This is a genomic window from Streptomyces sp. NPDC026575, from assembly GCF_055567415.1.
This window is the reverse complement of the sequence record NZ_JBVHQM010000032.1, coordinates 26,958-49,110: the sequence shown is the minus strand read 5'-3', so window position 1 is coordinate 49,110 and position 22,153 is coordinate 26,958. Positions and strand designations below refer to the sequence as shown.

Below are 22,153 nucleotides of genomic sequence, written 5' to 3'. Positions count from 1 at the left end.
GCAATTCCCCAATTGCCGCAGGACCGTTGACAGGTGATCAGGCTAGCCCTCGGCCGCCTGTGGCGCGAGAGGTCCGTGGGCCTGCCTATCCTGGCCGGGAATGTCCCATGACCCCTGGTGGAGAGCGCGTGTATTTCACTGACCGTGGCATCGAGGAGCTGGAGAACCGGCGCGGCGAGGAGGAGGTCACCCTCGGCTGGGTGGCCGAGCAGCTGCGCACGTTCGTCGATCTGAACCCGGACTTCGAGGTGCCGGTGGAGCGGCTGGCCACCTGGCTGGCACGACTGGACGACGAAGAGGACGAGTAGGGCCGGCAGGGCGCGTAGCCGACGGGAGGGCCGCGCGGGGCCGCACCCAGGGGCGATACCCAGGGGACGCGACGCGTCATATCGGGGTGACGTCAGGGTCGGCACTGCTTGACTTCCCCATGCCGCGATATATCGTGTCTGGTGAGGACGCGATATGTTGCGTTGCACGGCTATCCAGGGGAGGCCAGGAATGTCAGCCCGGACCGAGTGGTCGCAGAATCCGATGCAGGTGGCCGAACCACGCAAGCTGGAGATCGCCGAGCCCGTCGACGCGCTCAGCGTGCGCGTGGTCGGCGGCGCGGTCAACGTGGTCGGCACCTCCGACGGCAGCCCCGCCCGCCTGGAGGTCAGCGAGCTGCACGGCCCGCCGCTGACCGTCTCCTACGACAACGGCACCCTGTCCATCGCGTACGAGGACCTCCCCTGGAAGGGCTTCTTGAAGTTCCTGGAGCGCAAGGGGTGGAACCGCCGTGCGGTGGTGTCGGTGACGGTGCCGTCCGGCACCCGCGTCGAGGTCGGCGTGGTCGGCGCCGACGCGGTGGTCTCCGGCATCTCGGCGCGTACGGACGTGCGCGGCGTCTCCGGCCGCAGCACGCTCGTCGGACTCTCCGGCGAGGTGCGGGCCGACACCGTCTCCGGCAAGGTCGAGGCGCAGTCGCTCACCGGCGATCTGCGGTTCAACTCCGTCTCGGGCGATCTGACGGTCATCGACGGTGCGGGCGGCGGGGTGCACGCCGACTCCGTCAGCGGCGACATGGTCCTCGACCTGGACCCCGTCAAAGGCGCCGACATCCGTCTGACGACCGTCTCCGGCGAGGTCGCCATCCGGCTGCCCGACCCTGCCGACGCCAGGGTGGAGGCGAACACCACCTCGGGCACGGTCTCCAACGCCTTCGACGATCTGCGGGTCAGCGGCCAGTGGGGCGCGAAGAAGATCACCGGCTCGCTGGGCGAGGGCACCGGCAGGCTGAAGGTCACCACCGTCTCCGGCGGACTGGCCCTGCTGCGCCGCCCCGCCTTCGAGGACTCCCCCACCGACCCGCCCGCAACGAAGGAGGCGCGCTGAGATGCCCCCCGTCTTCGCCCACGGCCGCCTGCGGCTCTACCTCCTCAAGCTGCTCGACGAGGCCCCCCGGCACGGCTACGAGATCATCCGCCTGCTGGAGGAGCGCTTCCAGGGCCTGTACGCCCCCTCCGCCGGCACGGTCTACCCCCGGCTGGCCAAGCTGGAGACCGAGGGCCTGGTGACGCATGCGACCGAAGGCGGTCGCAAGGTCTACTCGATCACCGACGCCGGCCGGGCCGAACTCGCCGACCGCGGTGGCGAGCTGGCCGATCTGGAGCTGGAGATCAGGGAGTCGGTCGCCTCGCTCGCCTCGGACATCCGCGAGGACGTGAGCGGTTCGGCGCGGGATCTGCGCCGCGAGGTCCGGGCGGCCGCCCAGCAGGCCCGTGCGGAGGCCGGCGCGGCCGGGAAGTCCGGGCGCGACGGCGGCGGGAAGGGCTCCGCGGGCGGCGGCCGGCCGTTCCCGGAGGCCGCCGACTACTTCGACGGCGCGTTCGGCGACAAGGACGCCTGGCGGCAGGCGAAGGAGGAGTTCCGGCGCGCCAAGGAGGAGTGGAAGGAGCAGGCCCGGCGGGCCAAGGAGGAGAGCAAGCGCGCCAAGCAGGACGCCCAGCGGGCCCGTAAGCAGGCCAGGGAGGCGCAGGTGTTCGCGCACGAGGAGGTCCAGCGGGTCATCCGGCGCGTCCAGGACCAGGCCCAGGAGGCGGTGCGGTCCGGCGACTGGTCGGGCGCGGTGCGCGAGGCGCTGGCCGAGGTGTCCCGCGAGGTCGGCCGGTTCACCGGCGACCGGTCCGGTGAGCATGGCGGCGCCGGCCCCGGTGGCGGCGCGGACGGGACGACCCGGGTGACGGTCGAGCGCGTCGACCTGGCCAAGGAGGACGGCGCGCAGGCCCCGCCCGCCGAGGCGCCCCCGGCCCCGGAATGGGCGCAGGAGCCGACGAGCGGCGACCCGGCCCGCGACTTCGACCGGCTGCTGGACCGCTTCCGCGACGATCTGCGGGATGCCGCCCGCGATCACGGCATCACGGCCGAGCAGCTCGGGGAGTCCCGCCGGCGGCTGGGCACGGCCGCCGCGCACATCGGCGCGCTGCTGCGCCACCCCGGGCAGAACGCCTCGTCCCGTACGGACCCGGACGCGTAGGTCCGGTGGCGCCCGGCCGGGGCCGCGGCATCCGGTACGGGCCGCCCGGTCCGCGCGCCCGGACCCCGGTCCCGCCCCGCGGAGGCCGGGCGCCCGCCGGTGACGCTGTGCGCAGGGGGCGCCCGCGCCGTACGGCGCGCCCCTGTCCCACCGGCCCGGACGGGCGGCCGAAATCCACTCCGCCTGCCACGAGACCCCAACGAACCCGCAACTACACAGAGTTGCCATCTTCCCGCTGGATTCACGCGGCGTAATCAGGGAAGGCAGTATTTCGCACGGCTTTTCGTCCGGCACCGGGTTCCAGGGAGCCCCAGCTGCCCGATTCCGCGGACCGACGGCTGTGTTTCCGGACTACGGCCCCCTCTTCCTGTCTGCGCACGCATCGTGAAGGCCATGAGGTGAAGCGATGTCGGAATACCACGCGGTCGCCCGCCGGATGTGGCATCTGCTGGAGCCACTGCACGCCGCGCTGTACTTCGCCCCCGAGGCCCGCCAGGTCGCCGCCGACCTCGGCTACGACGTCGGCTCCCGCTGGCCCAGCTACTTCGCCTGGCGTACCGCCCCGCTGGGCGCGGCCGGGCCCGAGCTGGTGGCCGCGACGTTCTACACCTTCAGCCCGCGCATGATCGCGCGGTATGTCCCGCAGATCTGGACCGTCGCGGAGCCGGCCAAGGTGCTCGACGCACGGCTGCTGGCCGTGGACCGTGCGCTGACCGCCCTCATCGGCCGCCGACTGAGCGGCGCCCAGCTCGCCGAGGCGGCCCGGCTCGCGCGCCAGGCCGCCGAGAACGCCGGCCCGGCCGCCCGGCCGCTGGCCGCCGCCAACCGCGATCTGCCCTGGCCGGACGCCCCCCATCTCACGCTCTGGCAGGCCGCGACGGTGCTGCGCGAGCACCGCGGCGACGGCCATCTGGCGGCGCTGCTGACCTTCGGGCTCGACCCGTGCGAGGCCCTGGTGTCGTTCGCCGCGATCGGTGCCGCGCCGACCGCGGACTTCGCGGGGCGCGGCTGGAGCGGCCAGGAGTGGAGCGAGGCCCGCGGCCGCCTCGCCGCCCGCGGCTGGATCGGCCCGGACGGCGGCGCCACCGAGCGCGCCCGCGAGGAGCGCGAGGCGATCGAGCGGATGACGGACCGTCTGGCGGCAGGCCCCTGGCGGGCGCTGGGCCGTCCGCGCGCCGAGCGGCTGGCGCAGCTGCTCCACCCCGTACTCGGCGCGATCGTCGACGCCGGCTATCTGCCGCGCCACAACACCCTGGGCATCGGCGCGCTGAAGATGGCCTACCTGTAAGGCGTTTCCGCGATGCCCCGCCCCAGGGAGCGAAGGCCCGCCGTTCGCCCAACTCGTTCCCCCCGCAGGGCCACTGGGCCGCGCCCGACTGCGGACGGCTCTCCGGGTACACCCCAGAGGCGCCTCGACAGGCCGCCGCCCAGCGGTTCCTGACGCCGTATGCAGTATCCGGACGTGCGGGGCGCGCGGATGCGGGGTCCGATCGAGGGGTACCCGCGAGCCCCACCCGATGGGAGATCATCATGCGTGTCCGTACCCTCGCCGCGGCAGCGGCCCTGGCCGGCGTGGCCGTTCTGGGCGGCGCCCCCCTCGCCGCCGCCGACGGCGAAGCCCGCGACCCCCTCAGCGCGATCCGAGGGCACCAGTCCCCGCCGGCCGAGACAACCTGCCTGGCCGACCTCTCCTTCATCGTCGACCCCGGGCCCCTTCGCTGCGCCCAGCAGTGAGACATGCCGCCGCCCCGGCCCCGCTCGGGGCACCGGGGCGGCGCCCGCTTTCAGGGCACCGCCTCAGAGCGCCGCCCCGCCACCGGACAGCGAGATCACCGCCGCCACCCCGTCCGTCCGCAGCTCGACCGTCCGCGCCTCGACCGGCATCTGAGCACCCGACAGCGAACCGGGGGTCAGCAGAGCGGCGTCGAAGCGCTCCAGGCGCAGCACGGGGTCGTCGCGCCCTTCGGTACCCACTTCGGTGCGCACCTCGGTGCACCCCTCCAGCGCGACCACCATGACGGCCCGATCACCGCCGTCGCCGTCACCGTCGCCACCGCCGCCGTGGCCCGGCGACCGGCCCGGTGCCACCGTCCGGCTTCCGCGCACCATCTCCACCGTCGCCGCCGCGCGCCCGTCCCGCAGCATCACATTGAGGTTGACGACCGGGCCGGACAGCAGCCGGCAGTCGGTATCGGCCCCGCCGGGGAAGGCGAACGGGCGGTAGCGGCCCGGGAGGAGGTGGGCGGTGCCGTCCACCGTCAGCTCCAGGCCGCGGCCGTCGACGACGGTCAGGATCCGCCGGACGCCGGGCAGCGGTGAGTACGGGCCGTCCCGGGTGACCTCGGCCAGGCTGACCCGCCAGGCGAAGGCGTCCCAGCCGGCGCCGGGCGGGTGGGCGGCGACCTCGCGGGTCACCCCGCCACCGTTGGCCCACGGCGCGGCGGCGCGCTGCCGCGCCCGCAGGATCCGCACGTCGGTCGGCAACGGTCAGACCGTCAGCACGATCTTGCCGAACAGTTCGCCCTGGGCCATCTTCGCGAAGCCCTCGCGCGCCCGGTCCAGCGGCAGCGTCGAGTCGATGACCGGGCGGATGCCCTTGGCGGCGCAGAAGGCGAGCAGCCCGGCCAGCTCCTCCTTGGTGCCCATCGTGGAGCCGACGACCTTCAGCTCCAGGAAGAAGATCCGGTTGAGCTCCCCGTTCTCGGGGGTGTAGCCGCTGGTGGCGCCCGAGATGACCAGGGTGCCCCCGGGCCTGAGCGACTTGACCGAGTGCGACCAGGTGGCCGCGCCGACGGTCTCGATCACCGCGTCCACCCGCTGCGGCAGCCGCTCACCGCTGGCGAACACCCCCTCGGCGCCCAGCTCCAGCGCGCGCTTGCGCTTGGCCTCGTCCCGGCTGGTGGCGAAGACCCGCAGCCCCGCGGCGGCGCCGAGCACGATGGCCGCGGTCGCGACACCGCCGCCGGCGCCCTGCACCAGGACGCTGTCCCCGGGCCGTACGCCCCCGTTGGTGAACAGCATGCGGTACGCGGTCAGCCAGGCGGTCGGCAGGCAGGCGGCCTCCTCGAAGGACAGCTCCTTCGGCTTGGGCAGGACGTTCCAGGCGGGGACGGTGACCTGCTCGGCGAAGGTGCCCTGGTAGCGCTCGGTGAGGATGGAGGGCTTCTCCTTGGGGCCGACGCCGTGACCGGTCTGGCCGATGACGGAGTGCAGGACGACTTCGTTGCCGTCCTCGTCGATCCCGGCGGCGTCGCAGCCGAGGATCATCGGCAGCGACTCCTCGCTGATGCCGACCCCGCGCAGCGACCACAGGTCGTGGTGGTTGAGGGTGGCGGCCTTGACGTTGACGGTCGTCCAGCCGGGGCGTACGTCGGGGGCCGGGCGCTCCCCCAATTCGAGGCCGTTCAGCGGCTGGTCACGGTCGATGCGGGCGGCATAGGCGGCAAACATGATCCCAACGTAGGCCGCGGCCGCGCGCCGCGGTACCACGTACGGGTGTGACACGCACCGCGCCGGGTCGGCCGCGCGCCGTTCGCCGCCTCCCCCGCCGTGCAGCCGTCACCCCGGCGCCGCCACCGCAACGGGCCGGGCCCGCACCCTCTCGGGTGCGGGCCCGGCCCGTCGGCGTACGGCGGGAACGCTCAGCGGCGCGCCACGCCCTCGGCGCGGGCCGCGGCCGCGACGGCGGCGGTGACGGCCGGGGCGACCCGCTCGTCGAACGGCGAGGGGATGACCCGGTCGGCGCTGAGTTCGTCGGCGACGACGGCGGCCAGCGCCTCGGCGGCGGCGAGCTTCATGCCCTCCGTGATCCGCGAGGCCCGCACCTGCATGGCACCCGCGAAGATGCCGGGGAAGGCCAGCACGTTGTTGATCTGGTTGGGGAAGTCGCTGCGCCCGGTGGCGACCACGGCCGCGTACTTGTGCGCGACGTCGGGGTGGATCTCCGGGGTGGGGTTGGCCATCGCGAAGATCAGCGAGTTCTTCGCCATCTTCGCCACCGCCGCCTCGGGCACCGTGCCGCCGGAGACCCCGATGAAGACGTCGGCACCGTCCAGCGCCTGCTCCAGCGAACCGGTCAGCTGCGCCTTGTTGGTGAAGCCGGCCACCTCGCGCTTGACGTCCGTGAGGTCGCCGCGGTCGGTGGAGACCACGCCCTTGCGGTCGCAGACCGCGACATCGCCGATGCCCGCCTCGATGAGGATCTTGGCGATGGCGACACCGGCCGCACCGGCGCCGGAGATGACCGCCCGCAGCTGGCCCAGCGAGCGGTCGGTGAGCTTGGCGGCGTTGCGCAGCGCGGCCAGCGTGACCACGGCCGTGCCGTGCTGGTCGTCGTGGAAGACCGGGATGTCCAGCGCCTCCTGGAGGCGGCGCTCGATCTCGAAGCACCGGGGCGCCGAGATGTCCTCCAGGTTGACGCCGCCGAAGGACGGCGCGAGCCGGACGACGGTCTCCACGATCTCGTCGGTGTCGGTGGTGGCGAGCGCGATCGGCACCGCGTCCACCCCGCCGAACTGCTTGAAGAGGATGGCCTTGCCCTCCATCACGGGGAGGGATGCCTCCGGGCCGATGTCGCCCAGGCCCAGCACCGCGGTGCCGTCCGTGACGACGGCGACGACCTGGGACTTCCATGTGTAGTCGTGCACGAGCTCGGGCTGCTCGGCGATGGCGCTGCACACCTTGGCGACGCCCGGCGTGTACGCGAGGGACAGGTCGTCCTTGTCGCGGACCGGCACGGTCGCCTGGATGGCCATCTTGCCGCCGCGATGCAGCGCGAAGGCGGGATCGAAGGTCCCGTCGGGCGCCGTGCCCGTGCCTTCGTCCGCGCCCGTATTTCCGTCGCTGCGAGGATTGACGATCTCCGCTGCCACTTGTCTTACCCCTTTATTCGTAAATCTGCTGAGGGTGGCCACTCCCTGGTTGAGGAGTGGGCGGGCACCGCGTCCGCGCCCTGTGTGGACGGATGGCCGCCCCGCAGGGGGAGGTACGGACGCCGGGCGCGCCGCACACGCGCCCTGAGCCCCGGATGAGGGGTGTAACGAACATTTCTACCGGACGGGCGCGGGCCCCGACGAGTCAGATTCATTACCCTCGGGTTCAAGGTTCCGACAATAACGGCGAAGTAGTTGAAAACGGCAGAAGAGCTCTCGCCGTGATGTCCGGAATCCGAGACGTCCGGAGTGCGCCGAACGCCCCTCGCGCCCGGTTGGAGGCGACTTTCCCTTGTGACACAAGGGCGCCACCTCCCCTTCCCCGTCCGTTATCCGATTTTGACCTGAACGGCAGTCCGAATACCGGAGTCCGGATGGCAGGATTCCGTCACCAACCGAGGTCGCGGCGCTCGAAGGGGTGTCCCCCGGCCCTTTGTCACGTCTCCGCCACGTCGGCTTCTCCATCCGCAGGAGGAACAGCATGACCGCAAGCACCACCCGTCGCAGGGCCGCCGGCAGGTCGCGTACGGCCGTGGCCGCCGCGGCCGCGGTCGCCGCCTCGCTGATGCTCCTCAGCGCCTGCGGCGACCAGACGGACGCGGCCATCGCCAAGCGTGAGGCGCAGAAGAACCGCAACGTCCACGCGCCGCTGTTCAAGCTGCTGCCCAAGGACGTGCAGGAGATCGGCCTGCTCCAGGTCGGCTCGGACATCACGTACAAGCCGGTGGAGTTCCGTTCGAACGGCAAGGTCACCGGCATCGACCCGGACCTCGCAGCGGCGATGGAGAAGGCCCTGGGCGTCAAGCTCAACTTCAACAACGCCACCTTCGACACCCTCATGGGCGGCCTGAAGTCCCAGCGCTACGACGTCGCGATGTCGGCGATGACGGACACCAAGGAGCGCCAGCAGGGCATCGACAGCAGCACCGGCAAGAAGATCGGCCAGGGCGTCGACTTCATCGACTACCTCAACGTCGGCGTCTCGCTCTACACCCAGAAGGGCAAGACCGACGGCATCGACGGCTGGGAAACGCTGTGCGGCAAGAAGATCGCGGTACAGCGCGGCACCGTCTCGCACGACCTGGCCAAGGACAAGTCGAAGACCTGCGAGAAGAACGACGAGGAGCCGATCGCCATCGAGGCGTTCGACAACGACTCCGAGGCCCAGACCCGGCTGCGCACCGGCGGCGTGGACGCCGTCTCCAGCGACTACCCGGTCGCGGCGTACGCGGTGAAGGTCTCCGGCGGCGGCAAGGACTTCGAGATGGTCGGCGGCGCCCCGCTCAAGGCGGCGCCGTACGGCATCGCGGTCCCCAAGGGCCAGGAGAAGCTGCGCGACGCCCTCCGGGCCGCGGTGGAACTCACGATCAAGAACGGCTCGTACGCCAAGGTCCTGGACAAGTGGGACGTCAAGGACGCGGCGGTCAAGGAAGTGAAGCTCAACAGCGGCAACTGAGCCGCCGGCAGCCGTCCCGTCCCCTCCGGCCACCCCGCCGAACGCTGAAAGGCAACATCCGTGTCAGTTGACGTCGACAAGTCGGCCCAGCCGCCGGCAGACACTCCGCCGCCCCAGCCCGAGCCCATCAAAGCCATCCCGGTCCGCCACTACGGCCGCTGGGTCGCGGCGATCGTCGTCATCGGGCTGCTCGTCCTGCTCTGGCGGGCCTTCGCCTCCGGGAACGTCAACTGGGGCGCCGTCCCCCAGTACATGTTCAACACGGACATCCTCAAGGGCCTGCGCAACACCCTGCTGATCACCGTGCTCTCGATGATCATCGGCGTCGTGGGCGGCGTGGTCCTGGCCGTGATGCGCCAGTCCAAGAACCCGGTGACCTCGTCCGTCGCGTGGTTCTACGTCTGGTTCTTCCGCGGTACGCCGGTCTATGTCCAGCTGTTCCTGTGGTTCAACCTGGGCCTCGTCTTCCAGTACATCGACATCATGCCGATCTACAAGGACGAGTGGTCGGACTTCATGACCCCGTTCCTGTGCGCGCTGCTGGGCCTCGGCCTCAACGAGGCGGCGTACATGGCGGAGATCTGCCGGGCCGGCCTGAACGCCGTCGACGAGGGGCAGACCGAGGCGGCGCACGCGCTGGGCATGAGCCACTCCAAGACGCTGCGCCGGATCATCATCCCGCAGGCGATGCGGGTGATCGTGCCGCCGACCGGCAACGAGGTCATCAACATGCTGAAGACCTCGTCCCTGGTCGCCGCCGTCCAGTACTACGACCTGCTGCAGGCCGCCCAGAACATCGGCCGGGACTCCGGTGTGGTGGTCGAGATGCTGATCCTCGCCGCCACCTGGTACCTGATCGCCACTACGGTGCTGAGCATCGGGCAGTACTACCTTGAGCGCTACTACGCCCGCGGCTCCAGCCGCCAGCTCCCGCCCACTCCGCTCCAGCGCGTCAAGGCGAAGCTGGCCGGCGGCTTCAACCGCTCCGCCGGAGGTGTCGGATGACCAGCAAGATCACCACTGACAAGGCCGCGGGCACCAGCGGCGGCCCGATGGTCCTGGCCGAGGGCGTCCACAAGTCCTACGGCGCGGCCCACATCCTCAAGGGCATCGACCTGGAGGTCGCGCCCCGGGAGGTCTTCTGCCTGATCGGCCCGTCCGGCTCCGGCAAGTCGACCTTCCTGCGGTGCATCAACCACCTGGAGAAGGTCAACGCCGGCCGGCTGTCCGTCGACGGCGAACTGGTCGGCTACCGCGAGCACAACGGCAAGCTCTACGAGCTGCGCGACCGCGAGGTCGCCGCCCGCCGCCGCGACATCGGCATGGTCTTCCAGCGCTTCAACCTCTTCCCGCACATGACCGCGGTGGAGAACATCATGGAGGCGCCGATCCAGGTCAAGGGCGAGTCCAAGGCGAACGCCCGCGAGCGCGCGACCAAGCTGCTGGACCGCGTCGGCCTGGCCGACAAGGCGGGGAACTACCCCTCGCAGCTCTCCGGGGGCCAGCAGCAGCGCGTCGCCATCGCCCGTGCGCTGGCGATGGAGCCCAAGCTGATGCTCTTCGACGAGCCGACCTCGGCCCTCGACCCGGAGCTGGTCGGTGACGTCCTGGACGTCATGAAGGACCTGGCCGCGGACGGTATGACGATGATCGTCGTGACCCATGAGATGGGCTTCGCCCGCGAGGTCGGCGACTCGCTGGTCTTCATGGACAACGGAGTGGTGGTCGAATCCGGCCACCCGCGCGATGTGCTCGGCAACCCGCAGCACGAGCGGACGAAGTCGTTCCTGTCGAAGGTGCTGTAGCGGATCCTGCACGGTGCCCGCCGTCGCGGCGGAAGTCCTCGCCGCGACGGCGGGCACCGCTGCCTTCCGGCCCGGTGCCACGGCCTCCGGGCCGGGTCCGCGGTTTGCGGGCCGGGTCCGCGGCTTCCGGGCCGGTTCCGCCGCCCGGCTACTTCAGCCCCAGGACCAGGGCGTCCGTGGGCGAGGCCCACACCGCACGGGCCTCCGCGAAGCCCGACTCGCGCAGCACCTGGGCGTGCCAGGCCAACGACGGAGTGTCCCCGTCCGCGTGCTCGCCGTAGATCGCGAAGCGCTCGGCGGTCGGCTCGGCCAGCCGCGGATCGGCGGCGGCCAGCCGCCACCACTCGGCCCAGTCGACCGCGCCGGCGGCCCTCGCCGCCTCCCTCCGCGCATGCCGGAAGGCCCGCTCGGCGGCGTTGATCCGCGGGGTGGACTCCTCGGGCATGTGGTCGGCGTTCATGAACACCCCGCCGTCCCGTACGAGCCCGCCGAGCTGCCCGTACAGCCCGCGCAGGTCCTCGGTGTGCAGCCAGTGCAGCGCGGTGGCGGTCAGTACCGCGTCATAGCTGCCGTGCGGCAGCTTCGCCGTCCAGTGCGGGTCCTTCAGATCGGCTCGTACGAAGCGGACCCGGGGCTCGCCCTCGAAGTACCCTTCCGCGATGGCCAGCAGCGCGGGATCCAGATCGACGCCCACACTCTCGGCCTTCGGGAACCGCTTCAGCAGCCGGTCGGAGATACTGCCCGTGCCGCACGCCAGGTCCAGGACCCGGGGCTCGGGACCCACCAGCGCCTCGACCATGTCCAGCATCACCCGGAACCGCTCCTCGCGATCGGGGAGGTACCACTCCTGCTGGCGGTCCCAACTGTTCTGCCACGCCTGCCAATCGGCGCCGGCGACGGTCTCGGTCATCGCTTCCCCTCCAGGCCGTAATACCCTCGTAGTACCAACGCCCATTACAGCGAGCGAGTACCCGCACCCTAATCCCCGCCCGTAAGGACTACAAGTGGAACTGGCCTATTACTCGGACTACGCCGTGCGACTGGTCAACAGCGAGCAGCCCGAGCGCGGCGGCGACAGCCTCACCTCGGTGGAGGCCGTACGCGAGCTCTTCGGCCCGGCCCAGCAGTCCGCCCGGCGCGCGACCGACAGCGACGTCACCCGGCTGCGCACGGTCCGCGCCCGCCTGCGCGCCGTCTTCGAGGCCGCCGACGCCGGCGACGAGGTCCTGGCCGTGGACCTGCTCAACGCCCTGATGATGGAGTTCCCGGTCAGCCCGCAGATCTCCGGCCACGAGTTCCGGGACGATGGGGGCCGCCCCAAGTGGCACATGCACATCGCCGACCACGCGGCCAACGCCACGGCCGGCTTCACCGCCACCGCCTGCATGGGCCTGGCCTTCCACCTCACCGAACTGGGCGTGGACCGGCTGGGCGTCTGCGAGGCGCGGCCCTGCCGCAACGTCTACGTGGACACCTCGACCAACCGCTCGCGGCGCTACTGCTCCGACCGCTGCGCCACCCGCGCCAACGTCGCCGCCTACCGCGCCCGCAAGCGCCTGGAGAGCGAGCGCTCGGCCCTTACGGGACGGACCGCCGAGACCGCCCAGGACAGCACTCCGGCGACCGACCGCTGAATCCCCCGCGGCGGCCGGAGGCGCACCCAGGCGCGGGCGACGACCAGTTCGTCCGGGACCGCACCGAATTCCCGGCTGTCGTTCTCGACGAACGGATTGTCCCCCTGGACCCACCAACCACCGTCGCACCGCCGCACGGCGCGCTTGACGATCAGCAGATCCTGCCGGAACGGGTGCCGCAGCACGACCACGTCGCCGGGCCGCACCGCCGCCCCGTACTGCACCACCAACTGGTCACCGGGCAGCAGCGACGGCACCATTGACGGGTTGTAGACCTCGGCCAGGCCGAACGCCCGCAGCACCCCGCCCCGCTCGTGCCCCGGCTCCGCGCCCCCGCCCTGCTCCGGGCCGCGCTCGTGCACCCGCTCCGGCATCCCGTACCTCCCGGTCCGACCGCTCACCGGTCCATCCTCCATCAGTCCCAGCGTGACACTGGACTTTTGCCCTAAGACCCCCGGGCCACCCGAGAAAAGCCTTCCCGCACCGAGTAATCTCGCACCTGAGAAGACGATCACGAGGAAGGACTGAACATGCTTTCGCGCCTGTTCGCCCCCAAGGTCAAGGTCAGCGCCCACTGCGACCTGCCCTGCGGCGTGTACGACCCGGCCCAGGCCCGCATCGAGGCCGAGTCGGTCAAGGCCGTCCAGGAGAAGTACCAGGCCAACGAGGACGCCGACTTCCGCACCCGCGCCGTCCTGATCAAGGAGCAGCGCGCGGAGCTGGCCAAGCACCACGTCTCGGTGCTGTGGAGCGACTACTTCAAGCCCCCGCACTTCGAGAAGTACCCGGAGCTGCACCAGCTGGTCAACGACACCCTCAAGGCGCTCAGCGCCGCCAAGGGTTCCAACGACCCGGCCACCGGCCAGAAGGCGCTGGACTACATCGCCCAGATCGACAAGATCTTCTGGGAGACCAAGAAGGCTTGAGCCTTACCTATGCGGTCTGACCTGCACTTTCACGGGTCGCCCCGCCTAGCTTTCCGCACCCGTTCCGCATGCCGCCGAGCACGGCGTCCATGACGGAGCGGGTGCGGTCTTCTTCACCCGGCCACACGTCAGATCGCTTCGGCTCCGCGCGAAGCACCGGACCCACAGGCGGCGACTGTCCGAAGCTGGTCGGCCAGCGCGGCCGGTCCGAGTGTCATCAGCACCCACACGGAACTGATCCGGCGGCCGAAGGCCCAGATGCCGGCGGTGGGGGTCAGGAACGGAGTGACGGTGATCGCCTGGGCCGTGAAGACCGGCATCCCCGCCGACGCCGTCACCACCGTCAGCCACCGGCCCGTCCACATCGACATCCACCCCATTCCCGCCAACGAAGCCAAGGCGGAAGCCGCCCACCAGCACATCGACTTCAGGTTCCTCTTCCGCACCACCACCGACGTCGGTCAGTTGCAGACCGAGGAGGTCACCGACGCCTCCTGGCGAGCCCTCGACACACTCAGCGACGCACGTCTGCGACGCCGCGTCGCCGACGCCCTCCGCTGACAACCCCGTCGGCCGCTCCTGCCCCAGCCGGGCAGGAGCGGCAGCGGACACCGACCTCCCGGCCTGAAGAGTTCGGGGGGGCCGACGGGTTGGGGACGGGCGCACCGGCGAATCGTTCCGGGAAGGAAATTGCTGCGGCTTCGCGGTCACGGAGTCGAATCACTGCCTCCAGGAATCGTTCCGCAGGCTGACGTGCGTTCCCCCCTGCGGGGGAGAGAAGCCCTGCCGTAGGCCGACGTTCATTCACCGGAGACCGTGAAGACTGACGGGCATGACGACGATCGACCCCGAGCGCTGTATGCCGTTTCCGCGAGGAACGAAGCGTCCCGTCCCGAGATGGGCGGACATCACCGCGCACGCAATCCCGCTTCTGCTGCTGCCACAGTGCCTGTGGCGCCTGCCCTACGCCTTCGGCTTCAACATGGGGATGTTCGACCCCAACGCACCGGAGTGGGTGTGGTGGGCCGTCCCTTACGTGTTCGGACTCAGCATCGTTTCGGAGGCATTGGCGCTGCTCTCCTTCGGCCTGGTACGAGGCTGGGGCGAGGTGGCGCCCCGCTGGCTGCCGGTTATCGGGGGAAGGCGTATTCCGCCCTTCGCAGCCATCGTCCCCGCCGTGCTCGGTGGCCTGGGCGCCACTGCCTTCTGGGCGCCGACGCTGCTGCACTGGCTCCACGTCCCTGGCTTCGACGGACTTGGGTTCTCCAACATCTGGTGGGAGATATTGGCGAAGGTCTGCATCGCCCCAGGCATGTTGTGGGGCCCTCTGGTGCTGGCACTGACCTACGCCTATTACGTACGCCGCTGCCGACCCGCACGCTGACCGACGGCTTGGTCACACCCAGGCCATGGCAATGTGCCGACGGGCCAGCTCGCCCCATCAGACACCCCATAGAGGGCTAAGGGGCCTGTTTCAGAAGTAGATCAAGAGCTTGGCCAGCCTTCGCCTCTCCGCAGCCGCACACATGAGGCGGGTGACCGAAGTCCTGCCAGGCGCGAAAGGTGGGGGAATGATCCGCACTGTGGTCCCTGGTCTGCTCACCTTCATCGTCGTGGTGATCGGCGTCTTCCACTTCATCTGGGCCTTCTCGCCCTGGCCTTTTGGCGACGAGGTGACCTTCACCAAGACGATCGGCGGCATCGCCGACGGCAAGATACCGGGCGCCCAATCCGCGCTGGTGGGAGTAGCCCTGATCGGTTCCGGGCACTGACCCTCATGGTCAACGACACCATCCCCGGACTCGGACCCGAGTAGCTCCAGCTGACCGGCATGTTCGGCTTCGCCTTGGTCATGTTCGTCCGCGGTGCAGGCGGCTACCTCATGCACTCCGGTGCTGCCGCGGAGTTCCAGCGCTGGAACTCGGTGCTCTATTCACCGCTGTGCCTCATGCTGTGCCTGCTCTCGCTGGTCGTGCGGTGGCGGCGGTCCGACGCTAGGACCTGTTTCGAACAGCCTGACCTCACATCAGCTGCAGAATCCGTCTGCCGGCATGAGGTCGGCTCTCGGACCTGCGACCTAGTTCCGCCGACGGATGTGGTGCAGTGCCTCAAGCCATAACCTCGCTCCCCATGACGTCAGTTGACTCTCGTCCCAGCGGTCCCCGCAGCCCAGAGCAGCGCAAGCGCGAGGCGCTGGAACGGCTCACGCGGGACAACGATGTATGGGTGGCTACGGCCGACGCCACCGGCGAGCCGTGCCTCGTTCCGCTTGCCTTCTGGTGGGACGGCGAGGCTGTGTGGCTGTCCACCCGCGTCACCAACCCGACCGGGCGCAACCTGTCTGCCTCGGGACTGGTCCGCCTGTGCTTCGGCCATACCCAGGACGTGGTCTTGGTCCACGGCACCGCGCGCATGCTGACCCGCGAGGAGCTTCCGGCTGAGGTGGGCGATGCCTTCGCAGCCAAGGACGGCTGGGATCCTCGGAAGGATCATTCCTCTTACGTCTTCTTCCAGGTGATCCCAGAGGTTCTGCAGGCGTGGGGAACACGTCCCGAGATGACCGGACGGACCCTTATGCGTGAGGGGAAGTGGCTGGTTTAAAGCCCGTCCCGAACTGCGAAGAGCCGTTCGTCGATGGCCGCGACGAGGATCGTCGTCTCATAGCGGACCGCAAGCTTGTAGTACCTCGTCGCTACGACACGGTGCAGCTTCAGGCGGTTGATGCCGCACTTCACTGCATGCCGGGCCTGCTAAGGCGTGTCCGACAGATCGCCTGGCCCCACAGCAGTCCGCACACAGTCCGCAAGACACCCGATCAGGACCGTCGCACCCCCTCGCTAGCAATCAGCAAAAGGCCAGGTCAGCGACCTGCAGCAGCCATCACCGCAGGTCACCAACCCGGCCGATTACCAGGAGACCAAGAATGCCCGATCTTGGCCGGTTTGCCCTACAGGGACCTTGCCGACTTGTCCGCACCCGGTCCGCGGGACGTCCACCACGACGTCCTTGACGGATCGGGTGCGGTCGTTTTTTTCCCGTCCGCTCGTCAGTCGTCCGGCTCGTCAGTCGTCGAGGGGCAGGGCCGTGCCCCGCATCCGGCGGCGGGCGTGGTCGACGAGGTGGCGGGCGGCGGTGGGGCTGCGGCCGACGAGGGGGGCGACGTCGTCGAGCGGCAGGGCGAACAGGTCGTGCAGGACGAAGGCGAGGCGCTCGGCCGGGGTGAGGGTCTCCAGGGCCGTGAGGAGGGCCAGGGCGACCGAATCGGCCAGCCGGACCTGCCGCTCGGGGCCGGCGGGCGGCTGCGGCCCGGGCGGATGCCCGCGCCGCCGAGACCGGTGCCGCTCGAACCGCGCCGCCGGGAAATCGCATTCGTCCATCGGTCGCACTCCTCCGTCACCTGGTGTCAGAGCAATGACTCGCGAAGCCGGGCCGATGTGACGGAAAGGGGGGCGGGGCGTGCCGAAGAAAAATCAAAAAACCTCCGTGCCGGGTGTCGAGTCCGGCGACGGGTGTTCGTCGCGTGAGTGTAGGGGCGGATCCGGGCCACGGATTTCGCTCCTCGGAAGACCCGGACACCTAGCGGAGGAGACCGCCATGCGCTTCATGATGCTGCTCAAGATCGACGAGAACAACGTTCCGGACGGCGGGCCGAGCCCGGAGCTGATGGCGGAGATGGGCCGGCTGCTCGACGAGATGACCAAGGCCGGGGTGCTGCTGGACACCGCCGGGCTGGCGCCGACCGCGCAGAGCACGCGGCTGCATCTGTCGGGCGGGAGGATCACCGCGACGGACGGGCCGTTCACCGAGGCCAAGGAGGTCATCGGCGGGTACGCGCTCATCCAGGCCGCGTCGAAGGAGGAGGCGGTCGAATGGGCGACGCGGTTCCTGCGGGTGCACGGGGACGAGTGGACGCTGACGTCCGAGATCCGGCACGTGGAGGAGCCGCCGGAGGCCGGGGCCTGAGCGGCCCCGCCGGTCCGCCCGTGCCCCGGCGCCCGCGGATTGCCGGGCCGGGGCACGGGTGCTGTGATGGGTGCCTGTGACGGCCAGGCAGACGGCGGATGAGGCGCGGCGCGCGATCGAAGCGGTGTTCAGGATCGAGTCCGCGCGGCTGATCGCCGGGCTGACCCGGATCGTGGGCGAGGTCGGGCTCGCCGAGGAGCTGGCCCAGGACGCCATGGTGGCGGCGCTGGAGCGGTGGCCGGAAACCGGTGTCCCGGAGAATCCGGGTGCCTGGCTGATGGCCACCGCGAAGAACCGCGCGATCGATCTGCTGCGCCGCCGGGAGCGGCTGGCCCGGAAGGTGGCTGCCCTGGGGCACGATGCGCAGAGCGGGCCGAGCTGGGCCGAGGCCGATTTCGCGCGGGTGGTGGACAGCGCGGAGATCGAGGACGACCTGCTGCGGCTGGTCTTCATCGCCTGTCATCCGGTGCTGTCCACCCAGGCCCGGGTCACGCTGACCCTGCGGCTGGTGGGCGGGCTGCGGACCGACGAGATCGCGCGCGCCTTCCTGGTGTCGGAGCCGACGGTGCAGCAGCGGATCGTCCGGGCCAAGAAGCGGCTGGCCCAGGCGCGGGTGCCGTTCGAGGTGCCGGGCCGCGAGGAGCTGACCGAGCGGCTGTCGTCCGTGCTGGAGGTCGTCTACCTGGTCTTCAACGAGGGCTATGCGGCCACGGCCGGGGACGACTGGATGCGGCCGGCGCTGTGCGAGGAGGCGCTGCGGCTGGGGCGGATGGTGGCCGGGCTGCTGCCGCGGGAGCCGGAGGCGCACGGGCTGGTGGCGCTGATGGAGATCCAGGCGTCGCGGTCGGCCGCCCGGACCGGGCCGCACGGTGAGCCGGTGCTGCTGAGGGAGCAGAACCGCGCGCGCTGGGACCGGCTGCTGATCCGGCGGGGTCTGGCCGCGCTCGCCCGCGCCGAGGAACTGGGCGGGACGGTCGGCCCGTACGCCCTGCAGGCCGCGATCGCCGCCTGCCACGCCCGGGCGCGCACCGCCGCGGAGACCGACTGGCCGCGGATCGCGCTGCTGTACGAGGCGCTGGCGCGGGTCGCGCCGTCACCGGTCGTGGAGCTGAACCGGGCGGTGGCAGTGGGCATGGCGTTCGGGGCCGAGGAGGGGCTGGCCGCCGTGGACGAGCTGGCGGCGGAGCCGGCACTGGCCGGCTATCACCTGCTGCCGAGCGTACGGGGCGATCTGCTGGCCCGGTTGGGGCGGACGACCCAGGCCCGCGAGGAATTCCTGCGGGCCGCGTCGCTGACCCGCAACGCCCGCGAGCGGGCCCTGCTGGAGGAACGGGCGGCGCGGCTGCGGCCCCCGTCGACCTAGGGCCTGTCCGATGGGTCGGGGTCGGAAAGGCCGCGGCGTCTGGTGCGGTGCATCGCAAGGCGCCGGAGCGTCTCGATAGCGGAGCTATCGGGATGATTCGGCAACGCCGCGAGGTGCCGTGCCAGGCGTCGCGGGCCCGGCCAGGACCCATCGGACAGGCCCTAGGTCGCCACCGGCAGCGGCCCGTCATGGCGTACGAGCCAGGCCCGGTACGCCTCGCTCGCCCAGGCGATCTCCATGTACGAGGCGGTCAGGTCGGCGAACAGGTCGTCCGGGGAGGCGGCCGGGGTGCCGTCCTGGCGGCAGGCCATGAAGAGCCGGACGGCCAGCGGGTCGCCGTACAGCGGGCGGATGGCCATACCGTGCCGGGAGCGGGCGGTCGGCTGGCAGGGGGTGACCACCTCGCCGGCCGTGACCAGGTCGACCGCGGTGAGGTAGTCGCCGTGGACGACCCGGGGGTTGACGCCGGCCGCGGCCCAGATGCGCCGCAGGCCGGCCCATTCGCCGTCCACGGTCGGGTCCACCATCCACTGGTCGTCGGCGAGGTCCACGACCCGGACGATCTCCTTGGCGGCCGCCGGGTGGGAGTCCGCCAGCGCGATGAACTGCGGCTCCCTGGCGATGAGTTCGTGTTCGACCAGGCCGTCGGGGACGCGCAGCGGCGCGCCCTCGACCTCGTGCACGAAGGCGGCGTCGAGCTGGCCCATGGCGACCATGTGCAGCAGGGAATTGGCGGACACATCGGCACGTATCGTCGTGTCCGTCTCCGGCAGTCGCACCCGCAGCCGGCGCAGCCAGCCGGCGACCGCGGGGCTGTTGGTGCTGCCGATGTTCAGCCGTGCGCCCTGTCCGCGGTGGGAGGCCGAGGCGACCTCATCGACAAGGGCCTGCATTTCGGCCACTATCGGTCTCGCCCGGCACAGCACCGAATGCCCCAGCGGCGTCGGTCGACTGCCGGTCGACTCCCGGAAGAAGAGCTGGCCCCCCAGGGCCTTCTCGATGCGGTGGAGCTGGGTCGTCAAGGAAGGCTGGGTCATGCCCAGCTGCCGCGCTGCCTTGCGTACGCTGCCTGAGTCGGCGATGGCGCACAGCGCGCGAAGATGTCTTACTTCGAGCTCCACGTCGGGAGCATAACGACCACGGCATCGGTCACACCAGACTCTCAAACCCGCCGGAACTCGCCTTTTTCCCCAAGTCCCTTGGCAAGGGTATAGGCCCGTGCTATCGCCACCTGGCATCTCCGTCTTCCGGGTGAACTCCGTCCAGACTCAACGGCACCAAGAAATCCGCAGGGCCCCGGTCGCCGCCCCACACGGCGACCGTACGGCCCTCGGAAATTAAGGAGCCCCCCACATGAGATCTCCTAAGACGGCGCTGTCGGCGGCGCTCGGTCTGGGCCTGGCCGCCACCCTCGCGATCGCCGCGCCGGTGTCGGCCACCTCCTCCTCCCCCGCCAAGTCCGCCCGCAGCTCCGCCGCCTCGATCGCGGCGTACAACGGGTCGGCGGCGGAGAAGGCGAACACCAAGGCGTTCTTCGAGGCCGTGATGAAGTCGGCCAGGGCCAAGATGAAGGCCAACCCGCACGCGGCCTCGGTCACCGTGACCTACGACGCCAGCGCGGCGCCGAAGTTCAAGGGCCAGATAGCCGAGAGCACCTCGATCTGGAACAGCGCCGTGAAGAACGTGCAGCTGAAGGAAGGCAGCGGCGGCGACTTCCAGTACCGCGAGGGCAACGACCCGCGCGGTTCGTACGCCAGCACCGACGGCCACGGCAAGGGCTTCGTCTTCCTGGACTACCAGCAGAACCAGGAGTACAACTCCACCCGCGTCACCGCGCACGAGACCGGCCATGTGCTGGGTCTGCCGGACCACTACGAGGGCCCGTGCAGCGAGCTGATGTCCGGTGGCGGCCCCGGCACGTCCTGCCAGAACACCCAGCCGGACGACAACGAGCGCGCCCAGGTGGAGCAGCTGTGGGCCAACGGCCTGGCGGGCGTCCACTTCGGCAAGGCGTCCTGACCGGCCGCACGGCCTGATCCGCACCACACCTCCCGCACCACGAAGCAGTTCGCGCGTCACGAGTTCGGCGGTGGCCCGCGGTCCGGACCGCACTGACGGTGGTCGGTCCGGACCCGGCCTGGGGCTGACGAGTGCCGGAACCTGGCGGCCGGCCCTCGTACCCCCACCAGTCCTCGCAGTTCCTGCGCCGCCCAGGGCGGTGGGGCTCCTCCAAGAGCCCCACCGCTTTCGTGTGTGTACCGCCCGATGCCAGGGGGACGGCGGGCTCGCCGGGCCTCAGCCCCACAGGGCCCGGGCGGCGGCCGCACCGGCGAACGCCGCCGCCAGAGCGGCCGGCACGCTCGCCGCGACGTTGAGCGCGGCGTAGCCCCGCGCCCCGTCCGCCGCCAGCCGGAACGTCTCGTAGGAGAAGGTCGAGTACGTCGTCAGCGCGCCGCACAGGCCGGTGCCCACCAGCAGCTGGACGTGCGAGGAGGCCGCGCCGGCCGCGACCGCGCCGGTGAGCAGGCCCAGGATCAGCGAGCCGACGGTGTTGATGACGAAGGTCCCCCACGGGAAGACCGTGTCGTGCCGTGCCTGGACCCAGCGGTCGGTGAGGAAGCGCAGCGGCGCCCCGACCATCGCACCGGCCACCACCAGCAGCCAGTTCACCCGCGCCCGCTCCCGTCCGGGCGTGCGCTGTCGGTGTCCGCGGCCGGGTAGGCGATCATCTCGCATGCGTCGAGCGTCACCAGGCCGCCGCCGGCGAGGAGTTCGTCGAGCTGCGGGAGGAAGGCCCGTACCCGCTCCTGCGCGTCGACGACGACGATCGTGACCGGCAGCTCCTCGCTCAGCGACAGCAGCCGCTGGGTGTGGATGACCGAGGTGGCGCCGAAGCCCTCGATACCGCGGAAGACGCTGGCGCCGGCCAGTCCGGCCGCGCGGGCGCGGTGCACGATCTCCGCGTAGAGGGGCTTGTGGTGCCAGAGGTCCCCTTCGCCGACCAGGACCGTGAGCCGCAGCGCGGGGACGCCGCCGGGGTGTGCCGTTCCGTGGGTCATACCGTCCGCCGCCTCAGTGCGAAGAGTGCGCGGGTGCCGACGACCGCGCCCCACACCGCGGCGAGCGCGGCGAGCAGGGTGCCCGCGAGGTAGGCCAGGGCGAGCAGCGGCTCCCGGGCGTCGGTCAGCCGCTGGATGTCGACCGCGTAGGTGGAGAAGGTGGTGAAGCCGCCGAGGACGCCGGTGCCCAGGAAGGGGCGCAGCAGCCGGTGGGCCGACCAGACCTCGGTGACCAGCACCATCAGCACGCCCATCAGCGCACAGCCCACGGCGTTGACGGTCAGCGTCGTCCAGGGGAAGGCGCCGGTACCGGTGGGCCACAGCAGCGCGGCGCCGTACCGGGCCGTGGCACCGGCCGCGCCGCCCGCGGCCACCACGCCGATCACCGGCCACTGGCCCTCCCAGGGCGCCGCACGGCGGGCTCGCTCGTCCATATGTCTCCCGGGATCTTCGGCGTCCTCAGGCTATCCCTGCCTATTTGACAGCACCAAACATGGGATG

General features: G+C 71.0%; 27 protein-coding genes. 17 read left to right on the top strand and 10 right to left on the bottom strand.

The annotated features are described in order from the left end of the window. Window positions 1–128 precede the first annotated feature (128 nt). The 5 genes from ACZ4NB_RS32770 (at window position 129) to ACZ4NB_RS32750 (ending at window position 4,249) form a co-directional block, all read left to right on the top strand. Window positions 129–308, top strand: coding sequence for a DUF6104 family protein (locus ACZ4NB_RS32770; protein ID WP_384434017.1), 180 nt, complete (start codon window positions 129–131; stop codon window positions 306–308). Window positions 309–498: 190 nt separating this feature from the next. Next, entirely contained in the window at window positions 499–1,374 is an 876-nt protein-coding gene (locus ACZ4NB_RS32765; protein ID WP_467666670.1) for a DUF4097 family beta strand repeat-containing protein, read from the top strand. A gap of 1 nt (window position 1,375) precedes the next feature. After that, entirely contained in the window at window positions 1,376–2,515 is a 1,140-nt protein-coding gene (locus tag ACZ4NB_RS32760; RefSeq protein ID WP_467666669.1) for a PadR family transcriptional regulator, read from the top strand. A 406-nt stretch (window positions 2,516–2,921) separates the two neighbouring features. Then, on the top strand, window positions 2,922–3,803 hold the full coding sequence (locus ACZ4NB_RS32755) for an SCO6745 family protein (RefSeq protein WP_467666668.1): 882 nt from the start codon (window positions 2,922–2,924) through the stop codon (window positions 3,801–3,803). A 242-nt stretch (window positions 3,804–4,045) separates the two neighbouring features. Further along, complete coding sequence (locus tag ACZ4NB_RS32750; protein WP_467666667.1) at window positions 4,046–4,249, top strand: hypothetical protein; 204 nt, start codon at window positions 4,046–4,048, stop codon at window positions 4,247–4,249. Window positions 4,250–4,312: 63 nt separating this feature from the next. On the opposite strand, the gene ACZ4NB_RS32745 is transcribed toward ACZ4NB_RS32750, so the two are convergent. The 3 genes from ACZ4NB_RS32745 to ACZ4NB_RS32735 form a co-directional block, all read right to left on the bottom strand. Continuing rightward, window positions 4,313–4,999 (bottom strand): HutD/Ves family protein, encoded by a 687-nt coding sequence (locus ACZ4NB_RS32745; RefSeq protein ID WP_467666666.1) that lies wholly within the window; start codon window positions 4,997–4,999, stop codon window positions 4,313–4,315. 3 nt (window positions 5,000–5,002) lie between these two features. Next, window positions 5,003–5,965, bottom strand: coding sequence for a zinc-binding dehydrogenase (locus tag ACZ4NB_RS32740; protein WP_467666665.1), 963 nt, complete (start codon window positions 5,963–5,965; stop codon window positions 5,003–5,005). A gap of 191 nt (window positions 5,966–6,156) precedes the next feature. Further along, window positions 6,157–7,386 (bottom strand): NAD(P)-dependent malic enzyme, encoded by a 1,230-nt coding sequence (locus ACZ4NB_RS32735; protein WP_467666664.1) that lies wholly within the window; start codon window positions 7,384–7,386, stop codon window positions 6,157–6,159. A 541-nt stretch (window positions 7,387–7,927) separates the two neighbouring features. Here ACZ4NB_RS32735 and ACZ4NB_RS32730 point away from each other — a divergent pair. The 3 genes from ACZ4NB_RS32730 to ACZ4NB_RS32720 are packed head-to-tail and all read left to right on the top strand — an operon-like array spanning window position 7,928 to window position 10,707. Next, window positions 7,928–8,902 carry an ABC transporter substrate-binding protein gene (locus ACZ4NB_RS32730; protein ID WP_467666663.1) on the top strand — a complete coding sequence of 325 codons (975 nt, stop codon included), beginning with the start codon at window positions 7,928–7,930 and terminating at the stop codon, window positions 8,900–8,902. Between the two features lie 60 nt (window positions 8,903–8,962). After that, complete coding sequence (locus ACZ4NB_RS32725; protein ID WP_467666662.1) at window positions 8,963–9,907, top strand: amino acid ABC transporter permease; 945 nt, start codon at window positions 8,963–8,965, stop codon at window positions 9,905–9,907. 47 nt (window positions 9,908–9,954) lie between these two features. Then, on the top strand, window positions 9,955–10,707 hold the full coding sequence (locus tag ACZ4NB_RS32720; protein ID WP_393493579.1) for an amino acid ABC transporter ATP-binding protein: 753 nt from the start codon (window positions 9,955–9,957) through the stop codon (window positions 10,705–10,707). Between the two features lie 148 nt (window positions 10,708–10,855). Here the strand turns inward: ACZ4NB_RS32720 and ACZ4NB_RS32715 are convergent, their stop codons facing one another. Further along, entirely contained in the window at window positions 10,856–11,617 is a 762-nt protein-coding gene (locus ACZ4NB_RS32715; protein WP_467666661.1) for a class I SAM-dependent methyltransferase, read from the bottom strand. 94 nt (window positions 11,618–11,711) lie between these two features. Here ACZ4NB_RS32715 and ACZ4NB_RS32710 point away from each other — a divergent pair, with 94 nt between their 5' ends. Beyond that, window positions 11,712–12,341 (top strand): CGNR zinc finger domain-containing protein, encoded by a 630-nt coding sequence (locus ACZ4NB_RS32710; protein WP_467666660.1) that lies wholly within the window; start codon window positions 11,712–11,714, stop codon window positions 12,339–12,341. Here ACZ4NB_RS32710 and sodX read toward each other — a convergent pair. Continuing rightward, window positions 12,245–12,715: a nickel-type superoxide dismutase maturation protease gene (gene sodX, locus ACZ4NB_RS32705; RefSeq protein WP_467666709.1), complete on the bottom strand. Its 471-nt coding sequence runs from the start codon at window positions 12,713–12,715 to the stop codon at window positions 12,245–12,247. The genes ACZ4NB_RS32710 and sodX overlap by 97 nt on opposite strands. A 156-nt stretch (window positions 12,716–12,871) precedes the next feature. Here sodX and sodN point away from each other — a divergent pair, with 156 nt between their 5' ends. From sodN to ACZ4NB_RS32680, 5 genes are all read left to right on the top strand, one after another. Further along, window positions 12,872–13,267: a superoxide dismutase, Ni gene (gene sodN / locus ACZ4NB_RS32700; protein WP_030085982.1), complete on the top strand. Its 396-nt coding sequence runs from the start codon at window positions 12,872–12,874 to the stop codon at window positions 13,265–13,267. A 291-nt stretch (window positions 13,268–13,558) separates the two neighbouring features. Further along, the gene (locus ACZ4NB_RS32695; RefSeq protein ID WP_467666659.1) at window positions 13,559–13,828 is read left to right on the top strand and encodes an NUDIX hydrolase; all 270 of its coding nucleotides are present in this window, start codon (window positions 13,559–13,561) and stop codon (window positions 13,826–13,828) included. Between the two features lie 271 nt (window positions 13,829–14,099). Further along, window positions 14,100–14,651 (top strand): hypothetical protein, encoded by a 552-nt coding sequence (locus ACZ4NB_RS32690; protein WP_467666658.1) that lies wholly within the window; start codon window positions 14,100–14,102, stop codon window positions 14,649–14,651. A gap of 187 nt (window positions 14,652–14,838) precedes the next feature. Continuing rightward, window positions 14,839–15,039: a hypothetical protein gene (locus ACZ4NB_RS32685; protein ID WP_467666657.1), complete on the top strand. Its 201-nt coding sequence runs from the start codon at window positions 14,839–14,841 to the stop codon at window positions 15,037–15,039. A gap of 358 nt (window positions 15,040–15,397) precedes the next feature. Continuing rightward, window positions 15,398–15,868: a pyridoxamine 5'-phosphate oxidase family protein gene (locus ACZ4NB_RS32680; protein WP_467666656.1), complete on the top strand. Its 471-nt coding sequence runs from the start codon at window positions 15,398–15,400 to the stop codon at window positions 15,866–15,868. A 461-nt stretch (window positions 15,869–16,329) separates the two neighbouring features. On the opposite strand, the gene ACZ4NB_RS32675 is transcribed toward ACZ4NB_RS32680, so the two are convergent. Beyond that, complete coding sequence (locus tag ACZ4NB_RS32675; protein WP_467666655.1) at window positions 16,330–16,644, bottom strand: sigma factor-like helix-turn-helix DNA-binding protein; 315 nt, start codon at window positions 16,642–16,644, stop codon at window positions 16,330–16,332. A 217-nt stretch (window positions 16,645–16,861) separates the two neighbouring features. On the opposite strand from ACZ4NB_RS32675, the gene ACZ4NB_RS32670 reads away from it, so the two are divergent. After that, window positions 16,862–17,230 (top strand): YciI family protein, encoded by a 369-nt coding sequence (locus ACZ4NB_RS32670; RefSeq protein ID WP_467666654.1) that lies wholly within the window; start codon window positions 16,862–16,864, stop codon window positions 17,228–17,230. A gap of 70 nt (window positions 17,231–17,300) precedes the next feature. Then, complete coding sequence (locus ACZ4NB_RS32665) at window positions 17,301–18,593, top strand: RNA polymerase sigma factor (RefSeq protein ID WP_467666653.1); 1,293 nt, start codon at window positions 17,301–17,303, stop codon at window positions 18,591–18,593. A 161-nt stretch (window positions 18,594–18,754) separates the two neighbouring features. Here the strand turns inward: ACZ4NB_RS32665 and ACZ4NB_RS32660 are convergent, their stop codons facing one another. Continuing rightward, window positions 18,755–19,714, bottom strand: a complete 960-nt coding sequence (locus ACZ4NB_RS32660; protein ID WP_467666652.1) for a LysR family transcriptional regulator — start codon at window positions 19,712–19,714, stop codon at window positions 18,755–18,757. Between the two features lie 232 nt (window positions 19,715–19,946). Here ACZ4NB_RS32660 and snpA point away from each other — a divergent pair, with 232 nt between their 5' ends. After that, window positions 19,947–20,612 carry a snapalysin gene (gene snpA, locus ACZ4NB_RS32655; RefSeq protein ID WP_467666651.1) on the top strand — a complete coding sequence of 222 codons (666 nt, stop codon included), beginning with the start codon at window positions 19,947–19,949 and terminating at the stop codon, window positions 20,610–20,612. A gap of 276 nt (window positions 20,613–20,888) precedes the next feature. On the opposite strand, the gene crcB is transcribed toward snpA, so the two are convergent. From crcB to ACZ4NB_RS32640, 3 genes are read right to left on the bottom strand one after another with little or no spacing between them, the layout of a single operon-like run. Continuing rightward, window positions 20,889–21,263, bottom strand: a complete 375-nt coding sequence (crcB, locus tag ACZ4NB_RS32650) for a fluoride efflux transporter CrcB (RefSeq protein ID WP_467666650.1) — start codon at window positions 21,261–21,263, stop codon at window positions 20,889–20,891. Next, on the bottom strand, window positions 21,260–21,652 hold the full coding sequence (locus ACZ4NB_RS32645; RefSeq protein WP_467666649.1) for a DUF190 domain-containing protein: 393 nt from the start codon (window positions 21,650–21,652) through the stop codon (window positions 21,260–21,262). Before ACZ4NB_RS32645 ends, crcB begins: the two co-directional genes overlap by 4 nt. Continuing rightward, window positions 21,649–22,086 carry a fluoride efflux transporter FluC gene (locus tag ACZ4NB_RS32640; RefSeq protein ID WP_467666648.1) on the bottom strand — a complete coding sequence of 146 codons (438 nt, stop codon included), beginning with the start codon at window positions 22,084–22,086 and terminating at the stop codon, window positions 21,649–21,651. Before ACZ4NB_RS32640 ends, ACZ4NB_RS32645 begins: the two co-directional genes overlap by 4 nt. Window positions 22,087–22,153: the final 67 nt, after the last annotated feature.